The organism is Acidaminococcales bacterium, assembly GCA_031290885.1.
Classification (GTDB): Bacteria; Bacillota; Negativicutes; order Acidaminococcales; family JAISLQ01; genus JAISLQ01.
The window spans coordinates 1-17,678 of sequence record JAISLQ010000068.1; the positions used below are offsets into that span (position 1 = coordinate 1).

Genomic DNA, 17,678 nt, shown 5'->3' on the forward strand with positions numbered 1-17,678 from the left:
GAAACGGCGCCGCAAACGGCGGTTTCCGCGTCCGTCCAGCCCGGCCGCCCCCATTGGCTGAGCGCGAGGATAAAAGCGGCGATCGCGCAAATGAGGGAAAGCGCGCCGACAAGGTCAAAGCCGCCGGCCTTGCGCGGCTGCGCCCCGGGCATGTAGACGAGCGCGAGAAGGGCACCCAAGAGGGAAAAGGGCAATGTTACGTAAAAGATGGAATGCCAGTTGAAATATTCCAGCAAAAACCCGCCGACGGAAGGGCCGCTGATCGAGCCGAGCGCCACTATGGTGCCCAACATGCCGAACACCTTGCCCCTTTGGTTGACCGGGAAAACGGCGGTCAGGGCGGCATAAGAATTGGCCGACTCCATGCTCGCCCCGATGCCCTGGACAATCCTTGAGAAGATAAGCTGGTTCAGCGAAGTGGATTGGGAACACAAGAAGCCGCCCAGCCCGAAAAGGAAAAATCCGGCGGCGATGACGCGCTTTCTCTGCAACATGTCGCCCAGCCAGCCAAACACCGGCAGCACGCTGGATATGGTCAATAGATACGCCGTTACCACCCATTGGATGTTCGCCAGGGATGCGGAGAATTCCCGTTCGATGATCGGCAGGGCGACATTCACGCTGGTAGCGCACAGCATCGCCATAAAAATTCCCGTGGACGCCGTGCCAAAAATTATCCAGCGGCGAAAAAACCCAAATTGTTCGTTATTGTCCGGCATGGTCCCTCCTGTATTAAGCCCGCGCTTTTATGGGCGGCGGGCGGCAAAGGGCATATTGGTCCAGCGGCCAAAGGCAATATCTTAAGCAGGGGCGCCGCCGGAAAATTTTATTTTTTAGAAAATACGACTTTTTGCTCCGCCAGATATTTTTTGAATTGCGCTTGGAGCTTTTGCGCCAAAGGCCCCGGTTTGCCTGTGCCGACAGACGTTTTGTCGATTTTTACGACCGGCATGCCGCAGTAACTGGCGGCGCTCATGAACGTTTCATCGGCCGCTTTGGCAAATTCAAGGTTGAAGGCTTTTTCCACCACCGGCACGTCTATTTTGGCGCACAAGTCATGGATGATGATCCTTTTGGTGCAGCCGGGCAAGATCAAGTCGCTGTCGGGATGTGTCCAGACAACGCCGTTTTTTACCGCGTAAAAATTGCTGGACGAACACTCCGTAACATGGCCGCTTCCCTCCCGGTAAAAGAGCGCGTCGTCAAAACCGGACTCTAAGGCTTTTTGTTTGGCCAGCGCGTTGGGCAAAAGATTGATGGTCTTGATGTCGCAGCGGTGCCAGCGGATGTCCGGCATGCTCAAAAGAGCTACGCCATCTATGTATTGCCGGTTAATTTTCTCATAGCTTCTCTGGCGGCCGACCATAGTCATGACGGGAACCGTCTGCTCCGGGAACTGGTGCTGGCGCGGGCTTACGCCGCGCGTGATCTGAAGGTAAATATTGCCGTCGTATATTTCGCCTTTTTCGATCATGGCGACGAAAAATTCATAAAAATCCGCATGCGTGTATACCGCCGGTATTTTAAGCTCGCGCAGGGATCGGTCAAGGCGTTCCATGTGGTACTCAAATCCCGCCATGCGCCCGTCCATGACCGGCACTACCTCATAAACGCCGTCGCCGAACTGATATCCCCTGTCCTCGATGTGGATGAGCGGCTGATTTATATCGACAAACTGGCCGTTCAACATAGCTACTGTGTTCATTTCGCTTACCTCCGCATAAATTATTATTGACCTGGAGCTGCTCTAATTATAATATAATATCTAAGCGCGCGGCGCAACTTAACTTAAAAACAAAACCTAAAACCGCGCGCAAAAGCAAAAAAGGGAGATGTTTTGTTATGTCGGCAGAGGAAACCATTGCCAAAGCTTCCGCCCGAAGCCGGGAGCTAAGCATAGAGTATGCGGTCGTCGCGTCCAATACCGGCGAGACCGTTGAAAAAGCGCTCGGTAAATTTCCCCGGATCATTTGGGTGTCCCATCATTTTGGCTATATCAAGCCGGGGCAGTTCGGCTATACGCAGGAAAGCAAGGAGCGCCTCACGCAAAAGGGCGTGGCCGTGCTTACCACCGCGCACGTCTTGTCCGGCGCCGAACGCGGGCTAAGCTCCAAATTCAGCGGCTACGGCCCGGTAGAGATCATCGCGCAAGCTTTGCGCATGTTTGGGCAGGGAACCAAAGTTTGCGTGGAAGTGGCGACGATGGCGCTGGACGCCGGGCTTGTCCCTTTCGGGGAGAAAATCATCGCCCTGGGCGGCACCGGCCGCGGCGCCGACACGGCGCTTATCCTCACCCCCGCCAACTCGTCCAAAATATTGGACACTAAAATACATGAAGTCATCTGCAAGCCCTCGTTATAAAGCAAAGCGCGCGGACGGGAAGCTGCCCGCTATTTTTTGTCAAGCCGCGCCAAATCAAAGGGCGTTTCCTGATAAACGTAGTAATTGAGCCAGTTGCTGAAAAGAAGGTGCGCGCTGCTGCGCCAGCGCACGACCGGCGGCTGCGCCGGGTCGTTCCCGGGATAATAATTGTCCGGTATGTCCACTTTAAGGTTCATGGCCACGTCCCGTTCGTATTCCGCCTTTAACGTCAGCGGGTCGTATTCCGAGTGCCCGGTGATAAAAAACTGCCTGCCCTCGACATCCGATATGGCGTAGACGCCGGACGCGGGCGATTCCGACAGTATGCGCAATGCGCCGGTTTTTTCTATGTCGGCCTTGCGCACTTCGGTATGCCGGGAATGAGGCACATAGAAAACATCGTCAAAGCCGCGAAAGAGCTTGTCGTTGGCCGTGTAGTTACTGCTGTGCTCAAACACGCCGAACATTTTCTGCGGCAAGATGTATTTGGGTATGCCGTAATGATAGTACAGACCGGCCTGCGCGCCCCAGCAAACATGAAGGGTCGAGTACACGTGGGTTTTGCTCCACTCCATTATTGCGCAAAGCTCCCGCCAGTAAGCCACTTCTTCAAACTCCAATTTTTCAACCGGCGCGCCGGTTATGATCATGCCGTCATAAAGGCGCTCCCTGACGGAGCCGAAGGTTTCGTAAAACTTTATCAAATGTTCCTGCGACGTATTGGAGGGCTCGTAGCTTTCGGTATAGATAAAGTCAACCGTCACCTGCAGCGGACTGTTGCTCAAAAGCCGCAGGAACTGCGTTTCCGTTACGGCCTTGGCTGGCATCAGGTTCAAAAGGAGTATTTTCAGCGGCCTGATGTCCTGGGTTTGCGCGCGGTTCTCGCTCATAATGAAAATGTTTTCTTTTTCCAGTATGCTGGCGGCCGGAAGATCGTTGGGAATATTGATCGGCATAAAATATCATCCTTTCGTTAAGCGGCGGATTCAGGTTTTGGGCAGCAGGGGGGACGCCGCGCGTCCGCTGGCTGCCGCGCGGCGCCCCGACGAGGGGAAAGCATGGGCCTTGTTCCCCTTTCCGGGCGGACGGTTAGGCCCGTGCGTGTATTTTGTCTTGCGTTGCCGTCCTAAGTAAGCTATAATAATCATACGGCGGCGTAGCCAAATGTTAAGGCAAAAGCCCGCAAGGCTTTGAGTCCCGCGTTCGATTCCGGGCGCCGCCTCCAAAATATCTTTATGGCTATGGCCGCGATCGCCGGCAGGAAAAGCAAGGTTTTTCATGGGCGAAAACACGTCCCGAGATTAAAAACAAATGCGGCAAATAAAGGCGGCCCTGTCCCTTTCAGGCGCGCTACTCTTAGACTATATGCCCGTCCGCGCCAATAGTCAATATTTTATTTTATGGCGCCCGGCATGGCGATTTGGCACGGGACTTGCCGGCGGCGGGCAACGGTTTGGTTTCCCTTTGCGTGAAGCCGCGCCGTTGAAGTCGAAGGGGGTTTTGCCGATGGCAATGTGATTTTCCTTTGCGCGAAGCCGCGTCCGCGCGTCAATTGTTTTTTTGCCGAAAGCGGCGGCGGTTTGTCTTTTCGCGGCAAAGCGCGATGGTTACGGCATTTTTTTAAGTTAAATCATGACCGAAGATCTGAGAGGAGGATCATTATCAATGGCATTTTTTACAAATTTAAAGACCCGCACAAAAATTCTTTCCCTTATATTTGTTTCGGTGCTCATTACCATCCTGATTGGCGCGGCGAGCGGGTATCTTCTCAACGACAGCATCAAAGCCGCGGAATTCAAGGACGCTAACTTTGTCCGCCCGATTATTTATATAAACCAGGTGAAAGGCAATTTGTGGAGAAGATACGCCTTGGTTGTGGATGCCGCCGTGGAAACTGACGCCAACCGCGTCAGGCAGCTGGGCGCGGATACGGAACATGCCGCCAAAGAAAACAATGAGCTCATCGCCGCCTTTTTGAAGACCACATCCTCTGGCGCGGCGGAAGACGCGGCCAGGGCCAAAATGCAAAAAGAGTTAACGGAATTTCGCGCGATCAACGAACGGGCGCGCGAACTGGCCAGGCAATCCAATGGCGATCCGGCCAAATTGCGGGAGTTCAACGAATATAAAGACAAAGTTTTGCTGAAAGCGTTTGACGAACTTAACACGGCTTTGATCGAACTGATCGACATACTGGTTAAAGCGAGCGACAACATGGACGAAAAGCAGGCTGAAGACGTGGCCACAATTTTGAAGATTATGGCCGGCGCAGTTTTCTTGTCCGTAATCATCCTGTTGGCCTTTGGCCTTTATATTGCCCGCATTATAACGACCGTGCTCAGCGAAGTTACGGCCGTCGCGCTGTCCATATCCAACAATGATTTGACCGTCCGCATCAATCCGGGGACCGTCGCGCGCGGCGACGAGTTCGGCGTGATGGGGAACGCTTTGCTCAAAATGGAGGAAACCCTCATAACGGCGGTCAAAGGCATCGGCAGCATAGCGGAAAACATCGCCGCCTCCAGCCAGGAGCTGCACGCCAACGCGGATCAGACGGCCAACGCTTCGGGCGAAGTCGCCAACGCGTCAACCACCATGCTGGAATCTACCGAGAAGGCCAGCCAAAGTTTGAACCAGGCCAAGTCGATGGTGGAAAATTCCGTGAAATCGTTGAAAAACATCGCCGACACTACCGGCAGCATCGCGTCCACCGCCGATGAAACATCCAGAACTTCGCGCGCCGGCAACGAAAGCGTTGAAACCGCCGTCAAGAGCATAAACTCCTTGGGCGAAGGCACGGCGAAAGTTACCGAAGCCGTAACTGAGCTGCAAGACAGTTCCAACAAAATAAGCGAAATAGTGGAGATGATCACAAGCATCGCCAGCCAGACCAACCTGTTGGCTTTGAACGCCGCCATTGAAGCCGCCCGCGCGGGCGAACACGGCAGGGGTTTCGCCGTGGTCGCCGAAGAAGTGCGCAAGCTGGCCGAAGAGTCCGGCAAAGCCGCCCAGGAGATTGGCGGGCTTATCGCCAAAAACACCCAAAGCATCCAGCGTACCGTTGACCTGATGAACGAGCAGCGCAGCCTGGTCGGGCAGGGCGTGGACAAAGTAAACGGCGCGGGGCAGTCTTTCGTGCAAATCGCTGCCTTGATCGACTCGCTCGCCAAACAAATAACCGACGTTAAGTTGATCGTGCAGTCAACCGTGGAGGAAGGGGAACACACCGAAGCGTCCACCCGCGACGTCCGGGCCGCAGTGGACATAATACTGAGCGAAGTTTCCAACATATCCGCCGCCGCGCAGGAACAGGCGGCCTCGACCGAGGAAATAGCCTCTTCCAGCCAAGTATTGGCGCAAATGGCGGAAGACCTGAGCGTTATTTCTTCTAAGTTCAAATACTGAAAACCCGAAAAAAATCTCCGGCGGCGCCTTCTTGGCGCGCCGGAGATTTTTTCGCGTGCGCGGCGCGCGGCTTTAAAAGGCCATTGCGGGGACGCGCCGAATATTTTTCGTCCGAACAACCGAGGGGCGCTATGCAAAAACCAGCGGCCCATTGCGGGCCTCATGCGTCCGCCTCCGGCGGTTTTTGCCGGCAGCGCGGTGCTTTCATCCGCGACTTGCGGGCGCTTGCAATAATTCAAGCATATCGCCGATGCCGTTCAATACAAGATCGGGCTGCCAGGCGCTGTTTTCCAAGTCCTCTGCCCCGGTCTCGCCCGAAAGCAGCAGTATGGAAAATATGCCGGCGGCGCGCCCCAAAGCGATGTCGGTATAAAGCCGGTCGCCCACCACGGATAGTTCTTCCGGCTTAAAGCCCGTGCGCCGCAAGGCGGCGGCGATCATGTAGCCGCTGGGCTTTCCCGCCGTCGCCAGGCAATCTTGGCCGGTGGCCGCTTTGATGAGCGCCAGCAAGCTGCCGCAGTCGGGAATGTATTTGCCGCCTTCCAGCGGGCAGCGCACGTCAGGGTGCGTGGCGATGTAGGGCGCGCCGCCGTCCACGTACTGGCAGGCGGTGGCAAGCTTTTTATAGTTCAGCCCGGTGTCAAACCCGACGACCACGTAATCGACGGCGCGGCCGGCCTCCTCAACGACCGTGTGCCCTTCCCGGCGCAAAAGGTTTTTGAGCGCCGCGACGCCAAGCACAAACAGTCTCCGCCCGGGCTGCCCGGACAGATAGTCAACAAGCGCGTGGGACGATATTATTATGTCCGCGCTTTTTGTTTCAATGCCCATCTTGCGCAGTTTGTTCCGGTAATAAACGGGGGAGCGCGAAGAATTGTTGGTGAGAAAACAATATTTGAGCCCGGCGGCCTTCAGCGCGGCCAAGGTTTCCGCCGCGCCCGGCAAGGGCCGGTCGCCGAGGCAAATGGTGCCGTCCATGTCAAAAAGGAAGCATTTGATTTTGGCCAGGCGCTTTTTCATATTTACATTCAATTTGTTTTTTATCTCCCGCGTTTGTGTTATAATGTTTCTGGCAGAAGTCATTTTATTTGCGTGATGTTTTCCAAGCCGGTAACGCTGGCGAAATTTTTGATCTCCGCCAAGATGTCGTTAAAACAGTCGATTTTTTCGTTGGCGATGCGCACTTGGATGCTGAGCGCGATCGTTTCTTTCATCAGGTCGCGTTTAATGTTGACGCTTTTTATTTTTGCGCCGTCAATGCGCAGGTGTTCCGTGATTTTTTCTATATTGCCCGGCCGGTCTTCGGCTTTTATCGTAAGCAGGTAAAGTTCGCTGTGCCTGGCAAAATTGACAATCCTGCCCCAGCGGCCAAGAAAGAGCAGCGTGCTTAGCATGAGCGCGGTAGCGAACACGCCTATGCTGTAAAGCCCCGCGCCCACCGCCAGCCCGATGGCCGATATCATCCAGATGCTGGCCGCAGTTGTCAGCCCTTTGACATTGACGCCTTCGTGCAAAATAGTGCCGGCGCCGAGAAACCCTATGCCGCTGACCACCTGGGCCGCCAGCCGCGCGGGGTCGCGCACCGTCCCCATGCCGGCGAAACCGTAAATGGATACCAGCATGAACAGGCAGGAACCCATGCAAACCAAAGTATGGGTGCGAAAGCCGGCCGGCCGGTCCCCGCTTGCCCTTTCCAGCCCGATAAGCCCGCCGAGGACGCAGGCCAGGACCAGCCTCATGATCATTTGCGATTCTTCGTAAGTAAATATCGTCATGGCGTCCCACCTGCGTGATTTTTAATTTTGCTTTATTATAGCAAATTTTTGCGGATAGAACAGAAAAATATTCATTTTAGCAAGAAAGACGAGCGATTAAGATGCGAAACGCCATGACGGCCGACGTCGTCGTTATCGGCGGCGGAATCGTTGGCGCCGCCATAGCGCGTGAGTTGTCAAAATATCAGCTTTCGGTAACGCTGATTGAAAAAGCGCCCGACTTGTCAACCGGGACGACCAAGGCCAACAGCGGCATACTGCACGCCGGCTTTGACCCCGCGCCGGGCAGCGTCAAGGGGCGCGCCAACGTGCGCGGCAATTTTTTGTACCGTCAGTTGGAGGAAGAGCTTGGGCTACAAATCCGCTGGACGGGCTCCCTGGTCGTGGCCAAGACCGAAGAGGAGACAGCCGCCCTCAAAGGACTTATCGCGCGCGGCGCGCAAAACGGAGTGCCCGGCCTCGCTTTGCTTGCAGGCGATGAAATCTTCCGGCGCGAGCCAAATCTCGCCAAAGACATAAAAACCGCCCTTTACGCGCCGACGGCCGGCGTCATTTCTCCTTTTGCCGCCGCGATCGCCTTTGCCGAATGTGCCGCGCAAAACGGCGCGCGGATAATGCTTGACTGCGAAGCGGAAGGATTTGAGGTCAAAGGCGGCCGGATTCGCGCCGTCCATACCAACAAAGGCAAGATCGTTACCTGTTACGCCGTAAACGCGGCCGGCCTTGACGCCGACAAGGTAAGCGGGCTGGCCGGCGATGCGAGTTTCGCCATTATGCCGCGCCGGGGCGAATATCTGGTTTTTGACCGCGCGGTTGCAAAGAGCTTGGTCAATTCGGTCGTTTTTCCTACGCCCGGGCCGCACGGCAAAGGGGTGCTGGTCGCCTCCACGTACAACGGGGAATGTTTCATCGGCCCTAACGCGCAGGACGTAGACTGCCGCGCCGATACCGGCACAACCGGCGGCGGTCTGGACTTCGTGGCGCAAACCGCGAAAAATATAATCCCGGATTTGCCGCTTTCTTCCGTTATTGCGCAATTTTCCGGCTTGCGCGCAGTTTCCGATACGGACGACTTTATTGTGGAAAATTCGTCCGTAACGCGCGGGCTCGTGCAGGCGGCCGGAATGCAGTCGCCGGGGCTGACCGCGGCTCCGGCGGTGGCGGAGATGGTCGCCGGGCTCTTGCAAGAAGCCGGGCTGAAAATGTCGGGAAAAAGCGATTTCAACGGCCGCCTGCCGGCAAAAATACAAACGCGCCGGCTAAGCGACCGGCAAAAAGACAGCCTTATCAAGGACAATCCGGCTTTCGGCCGGATCGTCTGCCGTTGCGAAACAGTCAGCGAAGGAGAAATAGTGGCCGCCATCCATTCGATTTGCGGGGCCCGGACCGTAGACGGAGTAAAAAGGCGCGTCCGCGCCGGTTTCGGCCGTTGCCAGGGCGGGTTCTGCGGCCCGCGCGTCGCGGCCATCCTTGCCCGGGAACTGGGCATTGGCCTGACCGCGATTGTCAAAGAGTCGTCCGCGTCGGTATTATATTTTGCCAAACACGGCAGCGAGAGGATTTAGTTTTGGAGACAAAAGAATGTGCCGTCGCCATCGTCGGCGGCGGGCCGGCCGGGCTGGCCGCGGCTAAAGCGGCGGCGCAAGCGGGCGCGGGCGAAGTCGCCGTTATTGAGCGCGATCGCGAATTGGGCGGAATATTGCAGCAGTGCATACATAGTGGCTTCGGCCTGCGGCATTTCAATGAGGAACTGACCGGCCCGGCCTACGCCGAGCGCTGCATCCTCCCGCTGAAACGTCTGCCCGGCGTCCGCGTCTACACCGATACTATGGCACTCGCCGTACAAGGCGGCAATACGGTCGTAACCAGCGGGCCGCGCGGGATTGTGGCAATAAAAGCCGGCGCCGTCGTTTTGGCTATGGGCTGCCGCGAGCGCGCGCGCGGCGCCGTGCGGATCGCCGGCACCAGGCCGGCGGGGGTGTTCACCGCCGGGGCGGCGCAGCGCATGGTCAACATGGAAGGGGCGCTGCCCGGCAATACGGCGGTGATACTCGGCTCCGGCGACATCGTCCTGATCATGGCCCGCCGCCTGAGCATAGAGGGGGTGCGCGTCCGGGCCTGCCTGGAAATAGCCCCTTGGTCAAACGGGCTTTTGCGCAACATTGCGCAGTGTTTGGACGACTATGGCATACCGCTTTACCTTTCGCACACCATTTCCGCCATCCACGGCCGCGACCGGGTAACCGGCGTTACCTGCGTGAAAGTGGACGAAGCCTTCCGGCCGGTAGCGGGCGGGGAGTTTTATTTGGAATGTGACACGGTGCTTTTGTCTGTGGGGCTTATACCGGAAAACGAACTTTCCCGGCAGATGGGGCTGCCGCTTGATCCCCTGACCGGCGGCCCGCGCGTCGGGCAGGACAGGCAAACCGAACGCCCCGGCGTATTCGCCGCCGGCAACGTACTGCACGTGCATGACTTGGCCGACTTCGCGTCCGAGGAAGGGGCGATTGCCGGCCGCGCCGCCGCGCTTTACGCATCCGGGCAATCCGGCGCGCGCGGGCGCTCTCTCCCGGTAATTCCCGGCGACGGGCTGCGCACGGTCGTGCCGCAGTTCTTAAACATTTCCGGCGGCCCCCAAAACATCAAGCTGTTTGCCAGGGCCAGCCGCCCCAAAGAAAAACCAATTCTTGAAGCGGCGGCCGGCGGCCGGGTCGTTTTTTCGCGGGCTTTGCCGGCGGCGCGGCCAAGCGAGATGATCGTTGCCGACCTGGAAACGGACAGGCTGCCCGAAACAGCCGGCCATATAGATATACGGCTCAGGCAGGGGTGATACAATGGCGGTTGAAACAAAATGCCTAAACTGCGTCGTCTGTCCTTTGGGCTGCCGCCTGTGGGCGCAGATACAGGACGGGGAAATATTGTCGGTCGGCGGCAATTCTTGCCCGCGCGGCGAAACATACGCCCGCAGCGAACTTACCGCGCCCCGGCGCGTGCTTTCTTCAACGGTGAAGATAAAAAACGCCTTCCTGCCGCTTCTGCCCGTGGTCTCCGAAAAAACGCTGCCCAAGGAAAAGATACTTGACTGCGCTTTGTTTTTGCGCTCGATTGAAGTCAGCGCGCCGGTGAGCGCCGGCCAGGTGGTTGTCCATGACATTCTCGGTCTGGGGGTAAATATCGTTTCCTCCAGAAGCATGGACTGACGAGAAAAAAGCCTTTTTCCATAGCCGGCGGGCGGCAAAGAAAAAGGCCGAAGGAAGCCGCGATTAAATTTTCATGTAACAGACAGCTTCCTCGTTGCCGCCGTAAAGTGCCGCGCCGAGCGCGCGCGCTACCGCTTCCTCAGGATCCTCGCCGCCTTTCGCCTCATAGAACAGCCGTTTGTTGTTGTGCGCGTACCCGCAGGCAAACGCCGCATCGACAGTTATGTCTTTGATATATTTGCCGAGCGCCATGAATATCCGCAATTCGTAAAGAGATTTTTCTTTGCTGTAACCTTCCACGTGGGTATAAACGATAGGGCAATTTTTCAGATCTTCATTTTTCGCGCTTTCTTCCTGTGCTTTAATTAGTTTCGCTAAATATTCTATGCTGGTTTCTTTCATCAGATTGTTCATGCAATAAGTCCCTCCCCAACAAATAAACGGCTATGACGCTATTTTACCACAAACGCGCGGCAATTGTAAATGTTGCGCTGCGCGGCCTTCTTCCCGGCCCCAAACAGAAGGAGGGGCGCGCGGGCGCGCCCGCTCCCCTAAGGCCATAGCCTTTCCAAAGGAGACAGTTCATGTTTTTCCCATTTCCTTGGCCAAAAAATTTTTTCCTTTATGTGTTGCTGGCGGCAATATTGCTGGCTACCTGCGTATTTTCGTCCCTTCTCGCGTTTAAGATGAAAAACCGGGGACCTGACGTTGTTTGGACAAAAACGGAATTGGCGGCGCACAATTCCGCCATAACATTGGATCTGCCTTTTACCGCGGCGGAAGACCCCAGCTTCACGATAGATCCGGAAATCAGGTTTTATGTGCGGAGCACCAAGGCTTTTTTTGGGCACAACGATGATTTTATGCTTTATGTATATTCCGTAACCTTCCGTACGGAAATATTGCAAAGCGATTGGTCGCCCAACATAGAAAATATGTCCGACGTTACGATATCGACGCTGAAAAAAAACGAACTCTTGTCTAATCTCGCCTATCAAAAGCGCTATGTAACCATAGGCAAAACCAAGGCGATGGAAGTTGCCAGCCGTTACAAACTGCGCGGCGAAAATTATATGCAAAGGGTGCTGCATCTGGCGTTCCAAGGCTCCATATGGTCCCTGAAGGCGACCTTCAGGGAAAAGGACGGATTGTCCGATGAAATGATCACAAAAATATTCCGGTCGATCAGCGTTACGGCCAACGCGCAAAAAGCCGGCTGAATGTCCGCCATATTGAACAGGCGGGACGCCCCGCTGTTCAAGATGGCCTGCGCCCGCAATCCGTTTGGTTTCTTTATTTAAATATGAGCATCGCGCATAGTGCCTTGCGGTCCGGCGCATTGCTCTCGCGGCTTGAGCCCGCGCCCCAAGGCATCGTTTCCCCCGATGCCTTCCAACGGCCAGCCGCGCCTTGCGGCTGATTTTTTTTGCCGCCGTTTCAGAGCCTGCCAACGCTGTCGGAAATGTTCGGATTTTGAGTGAATTTTTTCGTCAGGCGCAGCGCAAAACGCCAGCGGGCCCGTAGGTTCGGCGCGGCCTTCGAGCAAAGCGGCCGCGTCTTTTGCCCAGCCAAACATGCGCGCCGGCGCCGGTTGTTTTGGGGACGCCGCCGGCCTTCGGCCTTCATCCCGGGCTTTTATTCAGGATCTTTTTGCGCGATTGTTCCTTTTTCGCGCAGCCTTGCTATTTCGTCGCCTGAAAAGCCCAAGCTTTCAAGCACCGCGCAGTTGTCCTCGCCCAGATGCCGCGCCCGCGCGCCGGGGATTCCCGGCGTTTCCGACAAAACCGCCGGGCAGTTGAGCTGCCGGTAACCGCCAAGCTGTTTGTCGGCCAAATTAAGCAGCATGCCGTTTTCCGCCAAAACTCCTTTTTCCATCATTTCGCGCAAACTATAAACAGGCGTTACGCAAATGTCTTCCCCGGCAAATATTTCTTCCCACTCCGCCCGCGCCTTTTGCGCGAATATATCGCCAATGCGCCTGAACAAAGCGGGATGGGCGTTGACGTCGGCAATGTCCTTTTCCAGCTCGGGAACCTCCAGCAATTCGCAAAACCTCCGCCAGAACTTCATTTCCATGGCGGCTACGGTAAAATGCCCGCCGTCTCCGGTGCGGTATGTGCAGTAGTTCGGCGCGCGCCGCGGGTACATGGGAACGCCGGTATCCTTCTCGCCCATATAATTGGCAAAATTTACCGGCAGCAAAGACAGAGCGGAACGCATAAGCGAGATATCGACCGCTTGCCCCCGGCCTGTAAGGGCGCGGGCGCAGACTGCCGCCAGTACGGCGAACGCCGCCTCCAGCGCCGCGCTCAGCCCCGCCAACTGCACGTTGTATATAAAAGGATCGCCCCCCCCTTCCTGATGATTGATGCCGGCCAAGCCGAGCGCGTTGATGTCGTGGGCCGCCCGGGCGCTGAACTTTCCCGTCTGCCCGTAGCCTGACAAAGAACAGTATATCAGGCGCGGATTGACTTCCCGCAGGGCGCCGTAGTCCAGGCCAATTCGCGCCATCGACCCCGGCCTTGACGACTCCAGCAATATGTCCGCCTGCCGCGCCAAAGATAAAAAAATCCGGCGCCCTTCTTCCCTTTTAAAATCAAGGCAAAGGCTTTTTTTTCCGCGGTTAAGCGTCAAATGCCAGTAACTCAGCCCGGCTTTCAGCGGCTGGAAAAAGCGCAGCGGATCCGGGGCGTCCGGCCGCTCCACCTTGATTACCTCGGCGCCGTAGTCCGCCAGCAGCATGCCGCAATAATTGCCGGGCAAAAGTTTGGTCAGGTCAAGCACTTTTATGTTTTTTAGCGCCATGATCATCTGAAAATCACTCCTTTTCCCATTGTCGCCGCCGCGCAAAGGCGCGGCGGCTTTCACAAAAAACTGCCGGGAGGTCAAATAATGTGTTAAAATAGATAATAGATAATATGTCATTATACCACTTATTGCCAACGGGCACACCAAAGGACATCTTGAAACGTCTTTTGCCGCAAGGGAACTTTCAACATGCAAACAATTTTATCGTTCAACGTTGAACTGAATCCGGCCTATTGTTCCAGCGGCGGCCATGCGGCACAAAAATCGCCATGATTTTTCGCGCTAATCTGGTGAAATGAGTTGGTTTTTGTGAAAAAACTGTCAGTAACTATAATGGCGGGTTTGTGGTTTTTGCTTTCCGGCCTGCCCGCTTTTGCGGCTTTGCCGGATCGCCCGAACGATTATAAATCCATACCGGGAGTTACGCAAGACGAGATAGACGCAATCGAGGCAATTAAGGCAAAATACGGAACACTGACTTACGGCACCCTGCGCAGCAGCGAAGCGTTTGAAACCGAAGGCGCCGCTGACGGGTTTGCCATAAAGCTTGCCGCTATGCTTACGGATATTTTCGGCGTAAAATTTGAACATCGCTTTTATGATTGGAACAAATTGCTGCAAGACTTGGAGAACAACAAACTGGATTTCGCCGGCGAACTCAGCGCGAACCCAGAGCGGCGGCTGCGCTATTTCATGACCGGCGCGCTGTACGAGCGCACGATTAAAATATTCACCCTGCGCGGCGCGCCCGACATTAGGGAAATAGCCAAAACCCGCCCAGTTCGCCTTCTTTTCCTCCACAGGACGATTACCGGCGAGCAACTGAAAAGGATTATTGATTTTCCCGTGGAGATTTCTTTCGCGGACGACTACCGAAAGGCCGCCGAAAGCCTGCTTGCCCACGCAGCCGACGCTTTTTTGGGAGACGATGCGTCCGCTTTTTATTTTGAGCCTTATGATCTTATCAAAGCGCAGACCTATTTCCCTCTTATCTATTCGCCCATTTCCCTGTCTACGGCCAATCCCGAATTAAAGCCCGTCATAGACGTAATGCAAAAATACGCGCAAAACGGCGGCATAAACTATATCGAGCGCCTGTACGCGGAGTGCGCCCGCGCCTATATCCGCCATAGATTTTATGCGGAGCTGGACGCCGGGGAAAAAGAATACTTGAAAAATCTGGCGGCGCAAGGCGGCGAAGTTAAAATCGTCGCGGAGTCGGACAATTATCCGGTTAGCTTTTACAACGACACGGAAAAAGAATTTCAGGGCGTGGCGATCGACGTCCTTAATGAGATAGGATCCATATCCGGCCTTAAATTTGTTCCGGTCAACAAGCCGGGCCTTTCCCTGCCCGAGATCACGGCTATCTTGATGAGCGGCCAGGCTTCTTTGGCCACGTCGCTGGTAAAACCGTCCGGGCAGTATAATTCCAACCTTTGGGGCGACGAGGCCTTTGCCGTGGATAAGTGCGCCTTGCTTGCTGCCGCCGGGCATCACGACATACAGATCAATCAAATACTTAACTACCGAGTCGGCCTGATCCGCGACAGCGTACAAGCGGCCATATACAATGAATGGTTTTATGGCCGCACCAACGCCATTTATTACGATACCTCCGATCAGGCCTTTAACGCTTTGCGTTCGGGCGAAATAGATTTTTTTCTGGCTTCGCGCGACATGCTGCTCCAACAGGGCAATTACCGCGAAAAATTCGGCTTTAAGGCGAGCATTGTCTTTGAAAGCGACATATTCTACAAATTTGGTTTCAACTATGACGAAGGCAAGCTCAAGGCAATCGTCTGCAAAGCCCAGAAATTTGTTCCGGTCGGCAAAATAAACGACCAATGGATAAGAAAAGTATTTGACTACCGCGATAAATTTTTCAACTATGTTACCCCCTACATTTTTGCCTTTATCGTTGTCTTGGCGACGTCTTTGGTCGGCATCTGCATACTGTACGCGCATAACCGCAAATTGAGCGGGAACTTGGCGCAGCTTGTCCGCGAACGCACGCATGAGCTTGAAGTGCAGACCTCGACTTTGTCAACGATATTTTCCGCCATTCCCGACCTGATGTTTGTCAAAGACGCGCAAGGCCGCTACATCCAATGCAACAGCAGTTTCGCGCGTTATATGAGCCTAAGGCGCGAAGACATTATCGGCAGGGCCGACTATGAGCTTTTCGGCCCGGAACGCAAACAGCAGTACGACAAATATTTCGAAATGGACAAATTTATCATGGACACGCTGGAGACACGGTCAATCGAAGAAGAAATCTATTCCGAAAGCGCCAAAACGTCGCGGCTATTCGAGGTAATCAAAACGCCGTTCATACAAAACGGCGACGCGACAGGGGTCATGGGCATAGCGCGCGACATTACCGAGCGCAAGGCGATTGAGGCGGCCGCCAATGTCGCGTCCAAGGCAAAAAGCGATTTCCTTGCGCGCATAAGCCATGAAATAAGGACGCCGCTGAACGCGATCATCGGCATGACCCATATCGCCCGCAATTCCATCGACGACAAAGGCAAGGCGCTCGCTTCCATCGACAAAATAACTACCGCTTCCAGCCACCTGTTGGGCTTGATCAATGATGTGCTTGATATGTCCAAGATAGAATCGGGCAAATTTGAAATATCCCGGGAACCTTTTAAATTGGTCGGCGCGCTTTCGGAAGTATCCAGCATCATTTCGCAGCGCTGCAAGGAAAAGTCCGTCAATTTCCAAAACAACATCGCCTCCCTGCCGAACCTTGCCCTAGTCGGCGACAAACTGCGGCTTAACCAAGTGCTTATCAACATTCTCGGCAACGCGGTAAAATTCACCCCGGCGCTGGGCGAAGTCAAACTGCAAGTGGAAACGCTGCAAGATGACGACCAACAAATCAGCTTGCGCTTCGTCCTCTCCGATAACGGCATCGGCATGACGCCGGAGCAAATGGAAAAACTCTTCATCGCCTTCGAGCAAACCGACAATTCGATTGCCGCCCGTTTCGGCGGCACCGGCTTGGGGCTGGCGATCAGCCAGAACCTTGTCAATCTCATGGGCGGCAATATCTGCGTAGAAAGCCGGTCGGGGGTCGGTTCCGTCTTCAGCTTTGAACTGACCTTCCCCAAAGCCGCCGCGGCGCTGTCTGAACCCGCGCCGGAAGAAGAAGGCGGCGAACTTGATTTTGTGGGCAGCCGGCTTTTGCTGGCCGAGGACGTCGAAATAAACAGGATAATCTTAAAAGAACTGCTCGCGGCCACTCATATCGCCATTGAAGAGGCCAAGGACGGCAAGCAGGCGGTGGAAATGTTTGCCGCTTCAACAGTCGGCTATTACTCGCTTATTTTCATGGACATACAAATGCCGGAAATGGACGGCTATGAAGCTACTGCGCATATCCGCCAACTGCCGCGCGAAGACGCCAAAACCGTCCCGATCGTCGCCATGACCGCCAACGCCTACCAAGAAGACGTCAACAAGGCCATCGCCGCCGGCATGAACGGGCATCTTTCCAAACCGATTGACATCGGCCTGGTGCTGAAAACAATCACCGAAATACTCGGTCGGCCCTAAGCGCAGCCGGGTTTGCCGTTTTAACCGCATTTGAGGGGGACAGGCAATGTCAAATCTTTTAAGCAATGGGGAATTCGTCAAAAATCCCGCGCACGAAGGCGTATTCGTGAAATTTTTCTATTCCGGGGCGGACGGCGGCGCAATCAGCAACCAAGAAACCATTATCGTGCCCGGATTTGCGATTTTGCCGCATGCGCACGAAAACAGCACGGAATTTTTCTACTGCGCCGCCGGCGAAGGGGAATTTCTCGACGCTGACGAATGGCGGACGATTAAAAAAGGAGACGCTTTCAGGGCGCCGCAAGGCACGGTTCACGCTTTAAGAAACACCGGCCGCGAATTGCTGGTGCTTTTCTGTACCTTCAGCCCCGCCATCCGTTGAACATAAAGCGGCGTCGGCCGAAACAGAAAAAACTGCCGCAAACGCCGAGCCGCCAGCCGCCATGCCTAACATTGACAGGCGTTTAAATTAATGCTAAAATATTAATAGTTGCATAACAATTGCCGTCCGCGCCTATACGGACGCGGCGCAAATATAAAAGGAAAGCGTTACGCGTTGGCAAAC

15 protein-coding genes and 1 tRNA gene are annotated in these 17,678 nt (G+C 55.2%); 9 read left to right on the top strand and 7 right to left on the bottom strand.

Translation table 11 applies throughout. The annotated features are described in order from the left end of the window. Positions 1–719, bottom strand: a 719-nt coding sequence (locus LBO03_08385; protein ID MDR3349593.1) for an MFS transporter, incomplete at its 3' end; no start/stop codon positions are given. Between the two features lie 107 nt (positions 720–826). After that, on the bottom strand, positions 827–1,705 hold the full coding sequence (dat, locus tag LBO03_08390) for a D-amino-acid transaminase (protein ID MDR3349594.1): 879 nt from the start codon (positions 1,703–1,705) through the stop codon (positions 827–829). Positions 1,706–1,842: 137 nt separating this feature from the next. Here dat and LBO03_08395 point away from each other — a divergent pair, with 137 nt between their 5' ends. Then, positions 1,843–2,361: a hypothetical protein gene (locus LBO03_08395; GenBank protein ID MDR3349595.1), complete on the top strand. Its 519-nt coding sequence runs from the start codon at positions 1,843–1,845 to the stop codon at positions 2,359–2,361. Between the two features lie 29 nt (positions 2,362–2,390). Here the strand turns inward: LBO03_08395 and metA are convergent, their stop codons facing one another. Beyond that, the gene (metA, locus tag LBO03_08400; GenBank protein MDR3349596.1) at positions 2,391–3,317 is read right to left on the bottom strand and encodes a homoserine O-succinyltransferase; all 927 of its coding nucleotides are present in this window, start codon (positions 3,315–3,317) and stop codon (positions 2,391–2,393) included. A 194-nt stretch (positions 3,318–3,511) separates the two neighbouring features. On the opposite strand from metA, the gene LBO03_08405 reads away from it, so the two are divergent. Next, a tRNA-Cys gene (locus LBO03_08405) sits at positions 3,512–3,586 on the top strand. 440 nt (positions 3,587–4,026) lie between these two features. Continuing rightward, positions 4,027–5,766, top strand: coding sequence for a methyl-accepting chemotaxis protein (locus LBO03_08410; protein ID MDR3349597.1), 1,740 nt, complete (start codon positions 4,027–4,029; stop codon positions 5,764–5,766). A gap of 204 nt (positions 5,767–5,970) precedes the next feature. Here LBO03_08410 and LBO03_08415 read toward each other — a convergent pair whose 3' ends face one another. Together LBO03_08415 and LBO03_08420 are read right to left on the bottom strand one after the other, a co-directional pair. Beyond that, a complete protein-coding gene (locus LBO03_08415; protein MDR3349598.1) occupies positions 5,971–6,798 on the bottom strand; it encodes an HAD-IIA family hydrolase in 828 nt (275 codons plus the stop codon). A 47-nt stretch (positions 6,799–6,845) separates the two neighbouring features. Further along, the gene (locus LBO03_08420; GenBank protein ID MDR3349599.1) at positions 6,846–7,541 is read right to left on the bottom strand and encodes an MgtC/SapB family protein; all 696 of its coding nucleotides are present in this window, start codon (positions 7,539–7,541) and stop codon (positions 6,846–6,848) included. 113 nt (positions 7,542–7,654) lie between these two features. On the opposite strand from LBO03_08420, the gene LBO03_08425 reads away from it, so the two are divergent. From LBO03_08425 to LBO03_08435, 3 genes are read left to right on the top strand one after another with little or no spacing between them, the layout of a single operon-like run. Continuing rightward, a complete protein-coding gene (locus LBO03_08425; protein ID MDR3349600.1) occupies positions 7,655–9,106 on the top strand; it encodes an NAD(P)/FAD-dependent oxidoreductase in 1,452 nt (483 codons plus the stop codon). 2 nt (positions 9,107–9,108) lie between these two features. After that, positions 9,109–10,371, top strand: a complete 1,263-nt coding sequence (locus LBO03_08430; GenBank protein ID MDR3349601.1) for an FAD-dependent oxidoreductase — start codon at positions 9,109–9,111, stop codon at positions 10,369–10,371. A gap of 4 nt (positions 10,372–10,375) precedes the next feature. Continuing rightward, positions 10,376–10,741, top strand: a complete 366-nt coding sequence (locus LBO03_08435; protein MDR3349602.1) for a DUF1667 domain-containing protein — start codon at positions 10,376–10,378, stop codon at positions 10,739–10,741. A gap of 63 nt (positions 10,742–10,804) precedes the next feature. On the opposite strand, the gene LBO03_08440 is transcribed toward LBO03_08435, so the two are convergent. Beyond that, complete coding sequence (locus tag LBO03_08440) at positions 10,805–11,155, bottom strand: hypothetical protein (protein ID MDR3349603.1); 351 nt, start codon at positions 11,153–11,155, stop codon at positions 10,805–10,807. 170 nt (positions 11,156–11,325) lie between these two features. On the opposite strand from LBO03_08440, the gene LBO03_08445 reads away from it, so the two are divergent. Then, positions 11,326–11,961: a hypothetical protein gene (locus LBO03_08445; GenBank protein ID MDR3349604.1), complete on the top strand. Its 636-nt coding sequence runs from the start codon at positions 11,326–11,328 to the stop codon at positions 11,959–11,961. A gap of 415 nt (positions 11,962–12,376) precedes the next feature. Here the strand turns inward: LBO03_08445 and LBO03_08450 are convergent, their stop codons facing one another. Next, positions 12,377–13,609: a CoA transferase gene (locus LBO03_08450; GenBank protein ID MDR3349605.1), complete on the bottom strand. Its 1,233-nt coding sequence runs from the start codon at positions 13,607–13,609 to the stop codon at positions 12,377–12,379. Between the two features lie 249 nt (positions 13,610–13,858). Here LBO03_08450 and LBO03_08455 point away from each other — a divergent pair, with 249 nt between their 5' ends. Beyond that, positions 13,859–17,113, top strand: a complete 3,255-nt coding sequence (locus LBO03_08455; GenBank protein ID MDR3349606.1) for a transporter substrate-binding domain-containing protein — start codon at positions 13,859–13,861, stop codon at positions 17,111–17,113. A gap of 46 nt (positions 17,114–17,159) precedes the next feature. After that, entirely contained in the window at positions 17,160–17,495 is a 336-nt protein-coding gene (locus tag LBO03_08460; GenBank protein MDR3349607.1) for a cupin domain-containing protein, read from the top strand. Positions 17,496–17,678: the final 183 nt, after the last annotated feature.

Coding starts and splice junctions, on each gene's coding strand:
- dat (MDR3349594.1), bottom strand. CDS start 1,705: ATGAACACAGTAGCTATGTTGAACGGCCAGTTTGTCGATATAAATCAG.
- LBO03_08395 (MDR3349595.1), top strand. CDS start 1,843: ATGTCGGCAGAGGAAACCATTGCCAAAGCTTCCGCCCGAAGCCGGGAG.
- metA (MDR3349596.1), bottom strand. CDS start 3,317: ATGCCGATCAATATTCCCAACGATCTTCCGGCCGCCAGCATACTGGAA.
- LBO03_08410 (MDR3349597.1), top strand. CDS start 4,027: ATGGCATTTTTTACAAATTTAAAGACCCGCACAAAAATTCTTTCCCTT.
- LBO03_08420 (MDR3349599.1), bottom strand. CDS start 7,541: ATGACGATATTTACTTACGAAGAATCGCAAATGATCATGAGGCTGGTC.
- LBO03_08425 (MDR3349600.1), top strand. CDS start 7,655: ATGACGGCCGACGTCGTCGTTATCGGCGGCGGAATCGTTGGCGCCGCC.
- LBO03_08435 (MDR3349602.1), top strand. CDS start 10,376: ATGGCGGTTGAAACAAAATGCCTAAACTGCGTCGTCTGTCCTTTGGGC.
- LBO03_08440 (MDR3349603.1), bottom strand. CDS start 11,155: ATGAACAATCTGATGAAAGAAACCAGCATAGAATATTTAGCGAAACTA.
- LBO03_08445 (MDR3349604.1), top strand. CDS start 11,326: ATGTTTTTCCCATTTCCTTGGCCAAAAAATTTTTTCCTTTATGTGTTG.
- LBO03_08460 (MDR3349607.1), top strand. CDS start 17,160: ATGTCAAATCTTTTAAGCAATGGGGAATTCGTCAAAAATCCCGCGCAC.